Annotated in this window: 3 protein-coding genes; all 3 read left to right on the top strand. The window is 37.4% G+C overall.

The genetic code is table 11. The features are described 5' to 3' along the window. Window positions 1-207 (top strand): hypothetical protein (locus tag PPOP_RS24265; RefSeq protein WP_234399805.1); only part of this gene is annotated, 207 nt, incomplete at its 5' end. After that, window positions 155-349 carry a hypothetical protein gene (locus tag PPOP_RS24270; protein WP_234399804.1) on the top strand — a complete coding sequence of 65 codons (195 nt, stop codon included), beginning with the start codon at window positions 155-157 and terminating at the stop codon, window positions 347-349. The genes PPOP_RS24265 and PPOP_RS24270, both read left to right, overlap by 53 nt. 179 nt (window positions 350-528) lie before the next feature. Next, window positions 529-3,138: a DEAD/DEAH box helicase family protein gene (locus PPOP_RS11840; protein WP_006286619.1), complete on the top strand. Its 2,610-nt coding sequence runs from the start codon at window positions 529-531 to the stop codon at window positions 3,136-3,138. Window positions 3,139-3,551 lie beyond the last annotated feature (413 nt).

Here is a 3,551-nt window from a genome sequence, read left to right on the forward strand (position 1 = left end):
GATGGAACGGATTCCTTTTTAAGCTTTGGAGGGTTGGCAGGTGCCTCGGTACTTTTGGCTGCAAAATTGAGCATTTTTCACTTGCAAAAAACAACCGATCACCATTCAACGGGTGACCTTCACGTTGATTTCGATCATCATTGCGAAGATCATTGTGCGCTTTGGTTCGGATGCAATTGCGGTTCAAAAAGTCGGTATTCAGATTGAATCAATCTCCTACATGACCATAGGTGGGCTACAAGGCGCTATCGCTGCTTTCTTTGGACAAAATTACGGAGTCTTAAACCGATTTCCCTTTCTAGTCGCCCTCACTGAAAGACAACCTTTAGTTAGCTCTCTTAATCGTTAACATCCCATTCGAAGTTTGAACCATAATTCAAGCTCGGGCTTTGAGTGTCAAATAGTTTTGTAGATGAATTGAATTTGTATCGCTTGAAAAAAGCTCCCTTCAACTACACAACTCGACATATTTTTCAAATAAAGTAGAGTAATATGAAAGAATAGTCGAAAAGAAGGGAGTAACAGTCAATGAGAGAGAAGAAAAAATTTGAGTTCATTAAGCCGAAAGTTGGAAAGGTCGTGGAAAAAGATCCAGAATCTATCTTTCGAGAACTTCAAATACCAAATGTAAAAGGCTTATGGTCGCAACAAGCCGATATTCTTCGTGAATACTACAACAACTATAAAACTAAACAAGATATCGCCATAGAATTGCCCACAGGAACAGGTAAAACCCTAATAGGGTTACTTATTGCCGAATACAGAAGAAGATGTCATCGTGAACAAGTAATTTATCTTTGTCCAACGAAGCAACTTGCCAGTCAAGTCCATGCTAAAGCTCAGGAATATGGATTGCCTACCAGTTTACTTATTGGCCCACAGAATGCATACCCTGATGACGCTTACGGTGACTATATAACGAATAAGACTGTTGCTATTACTACATATAGTGGAATTTACAATACTAATCCAAAGCTTAACGACGCAGATACAATTCTTTTCGATGATGCCCATTCAGCTGAAAATTATATTTCATCGTTGTGGACTGTGGAGATAAAACGTAACGAGAATAGAGAAATCTTTGAAAGCGTCATAGAATTATTCAAGGAAGATATTAGTGATTATCATTACAACAGAATTATGAGTGATGATTTGGAATTTTATAAGCCAATATTTGACCTCATTCCATATCCAAAATACTTAGAAAAGCTTCCACAATTAATTGAACTGTTAGAAGAAAATATCGCAAACTGTGGGAATGCTAAATATTCATGGTCGAAGATAAATGAAAATCTTGAAGCCTGTCAAATGTTTTTCTCGTGGGGAGAAATAAACATCAGACCATTGATTCCGCCTACACAGACACACTCAGCGTTTAGTAGGGCGAAGCAGAGGATTTATATGTCCGCTACTTTAGGGGAAGGCGGCGAGTTGGAGAGAATTACTGGGGTAAGGAAAATTGATAAAATACCAATACCTAAAGGTTGGGAAAAATACAGCAATGGAAGAAGATTGATTTTATTCCCAAATCGTGTATTCAATCCGAAGGATTCGTTAGAAGTTGCCTTGAAAGCAATCAAAAATCATGGTAGAGCATTGATTTTGTGTCCAGATAATCGAGCAGCTCAATTCTTTAAATCAAAAGTAGAGTCTAAATTACCCAAATTCTCTATCCTAGGAGCAATAGATATAGAAGAGAGTTTGGAGCCCTTTACTTCTAAGGAAAAGGCCGTCTTAATATTGACAAACCGTTACGATGGTATCGATTTATCAGGTGATATTTGCCGCCTCCAAATTATCTTTGGCATGCCAGAAGCTACAAATTTACAGGAAGCTTTTATGTGGAATAGACTGAATGCAAATTCGGTCTTAAACGAACTAGTTAAAACAAGAATCACCCAGGCATTAGGACGCTGTACCCGTTCGAGTGATGATTTTGCAAATGTCTTAATGATCGACCCAGTTTTAATGAAATTCTGTGCAAAAGTAGAAAATCGTGTTGGGTTCCACCCTGAAATTCAGGCTGAATTAGATTTTGGGTTAGAAAACTCCGAGCGAATTGAGTCAGTAGATCAAATGGTTGAGTTTATGAATGATTTTGTGAATGATCAAGAGTATTATGCTGAAATTAATGAAGCAATTACGGATATACGGGAAGAGTATGAAAAGAAACCAAAGATGGAAATCAAAAAGCTTGTCTTAAGTGTAGAGAATGAAGTTGATTTTGTTTATGCGATTTGGAAAAAAGAATTAGACAGGGCGCTACAAAAGGCAAAAGCAGTTATTGAAAATCTAAGTGGGGGTAGAGAACTAGACGGTTATCGGGCGTGGTGGAATTACTTAGCCGGTAATGCTGCTACTTTGGCAAAGGAGTATATTGCAGTCGATGCAAATCTCGATAGACAATATTATTCTGCAGCTCTTAGGAGTACTAATGCGGTTTCATGGTTGTCTGAGTTAATTCATCATATCCCTTCGGAGAAAGATGTTCCTAAGGTTGATCCGCACCTTACAACACAGGTAGAAAACATAGATACAATATTGAGTGAGTTAGGCCTACATGGACAAAAATTCGAAAGAAACATGAAAGAGTTTTTAGGATTAATCAATAGTGATGAGGCTAAGAAGTTCGAACGTGGTTTATTAAGACTTGGTCAGCTACTGGGATTTGAAGCGTCAAAGCCAAATGGCGATGGTACACCAGATGGAATCTGGGCGTTAAGAAATAGATATTTCGGTTTTGAGGCTAAAACCGAGGAAAGTTCAAATGACCCACTTTACATCGATGCCTGCAGGCAAACAAATGGACATAAAAATTGGATAACTGAAAACTGTACCACGTATGAGGAAACAAGCATAGATGCTGCAGTAATTAGTCATAAAAGTACTATACGAAAAGATGCATTGCCACACTCTAGAGAGTTATACCATATAGATTGTATCGAAATACGCGAGTTAGCCGTAAAAACCACAGCTCTTCTTAGACAAATCAGAGCAGTTCTAGTAAAGGATAATGGACACAACTTATTTACACGTGAACACATTACTGATACACTCAATTCTGAGAAACTAACTTATCGTGATATAGTCGAGTTTTTTAAAACCACCCCACTAGATGAGTTAACAGTTGTTAATTAGATTAATTCAACCTACTCCTAGTTCACACTATTAAAAACATAAAAACATCACTTACCGAAGATAATATTTGGTAAGTGATGTTTTTTATTTTTAAAGAATATTTTTAACTTATAGATGGTTGATTTGTAGGTAATTCTCTTGCCATAATAACGCTTCAACACCTGAAGTTTACTAGAGCATTATTAGGGACTCAGTTTGAGGTGAAAATAACTAACTAAATAGAGCTCCTGACCTATTTAGACAGTTTTCGACACGACCCTTTTGGTATTATAATTCATAAATACTTAGCAAGAGGTGTTATTATGGATGGAATTATTGAGACGGATTGTAAAATGAAGTGCGACACCTTCTGGGAATAAAAAACAAAGGACCCATGGCCGGATTCGTGTAGAATGAAAGTTCTCACCACCCCA

It is taken from the genome of Paenibacillus popilliae ATCC 14706, assembly GCF_000315235.1.
In the GTDB taxonomy this organism is placed as follows: domain Bacteria; phylum Bacillota; class Bacilli; order Paenibacillales; family Paenibacillaceae; genus Paenibacillus_B; species Paenibacillus_B popilliae.

Bases quoted from the DNA above. Each gene is read 5' to 3' on its own strand.
- PPOP_RS11840 (WP_006286619.1), top strand. From the start codon at position 529: ATGAGAGAGAAGAAAAAATTTGAGTTCATTAAGCCGAAAGTTGGAAAG.